The organism is Streptomyces sp. NPDC051172, from assembly GCF_040682555.1.
Classification (GTDB): domain Bacteria; phylum Actinomycetota; class Actinomycetes; order Streptomycetales; family Streptomycetaceae; genus Streptomyces.
Genome location: NZ_JBFBBE010000357.1, coordinates 1 through 1,363, shown reverse-complemented (window position 1 = coordinate 1,363; position 1,363 = coordinate 1). Strand labels below are relative to the sequence as shown.

Annotated in this window: 1 protein-coding gene; it reads right to left on the bottom strand. The window is 71.5% G+C overall.

Annotated elements, in window-relative coordinates; all coding sequences use genetic code 11:
* Positions 1 to 406: 406 nt before the first annotated feature.
* Positions 407 to 1,363: IS110 family transposase (locus tag AB0N07_RS51070; protein WP_365847845.1), on the bottom strand; the 957-nt coding region annotated here is incomplete at its 5' end.

Sequence of the window (1,363 nt, the reverse complement as noted above, 5' to 3'; positions counted from 1 at the left end):
CATTCATCCCTGAAGGAACGGGGCCGGTCAAGTGCCTGACCTGTCCGTGTTTTTGGCGGTTCCCGGCTGCTTTTGGGCAGCGCCCGGCGAGGCTCGGGGGCAAGGCGGAGCGTCCACAGGCGAAGCCGAGGCCGAACGGCCTTGAGGTCGAGCCGGGGCGGCGCATGCTGGTCGCGCCGGGACCGGTGGTTCGGTTGTGGGGTGCGCCCCAGGGTTGGTCATGACGCGGACAGGCCGGGGAACCGGCTGTCGTTCATCCCTTCGCGGTCCGACCCGAGGACGGGCCGGGGCCAGGCATGGGGCGGTACGCGTCCGCTCGGCGGGATCAATCAGAAGATCGGCCGCGCCGCCCGTAGGGCGGGGGCCAGAATGTTACCGATCTCGCGCCGGGCGGATTCCGGCCCGCTCACGCCGCGTCTGCCCGGGCCAGGCAGCGGACTTCGCCGTCGCGCATGGCGTAGTAGACGAGGGTGAGCAGTTTGCGGGCCGCGGCGACCTTGGCCGTGTGGTTGGCCTCCTTGCCGCGGCGTTCGATGATCCGGGTGGCCAGGGCCCGCATGGGGCTGTCGCGGCGCATCCGCTGGACGGCCTCTACGCAGGCCCAGCGCACCAGCGGATTGCCCTGCTTGGTGATCCGGCCACGCCGGGTGCGGGTGTCGGACTGGTGGTGCTTGGGCGTCATCCCGGCCCAGGAGCACAGCTGGCCGGGGCCGGGGAAGCGCGTGACGTCGCCGATCTCGGCGACAAGCAGCGCGGCGAAGACCGGGCCGATCCCGGGGATGGTGCGGACCGCCTGGTAGCGGCGGTCGTTGTGGAGGCGGTCGTACAGGGCGCTGTCGAGCTCGCCGATGTGGGCATTGAGGGTGTCGATGAGGTCGAGGATGGACCCGATGCGCAGGCGGTAGACCTCGGACAAATCCTGGGCACACAGCCAGGCCCGGCCCGAGATGCCGTACAGGTCGCTGGCCGGGACGTGCAGTCCCGCCTTGGCGACGACGGCGGCGCCCTGGTCCTTGAGGGAGGTGCGCAGCCCGACCAGTTTGTGCCGGTAGCGGGCCAGTTCCCGCAGTTCGCGGGTGTCGGCCGGGGCGATCCACGACTCGGGCAGGCGGCCCATCCGCAGCAGGTCGGCCAGGTCGGCGGCGTCGCGCTCGTCGGTCTTGACCCGGCGCAGGGTGAACATCTTCACCCCGAGCGGGTGGGCCAGGTGGACCTCCGCCCCGGCGGCTTGCAGGGTGTCGGCGGCCCAGTACCAGCCGTAGGTCGCCTCCAGGACAACCTTCGGGTGCACGCCGGCCTGGGCGATCTGTTCGGTCAGCGCGGCGGGGCTGTTGTCGAACCGCGCCTTTCCCAATCGCTCGCC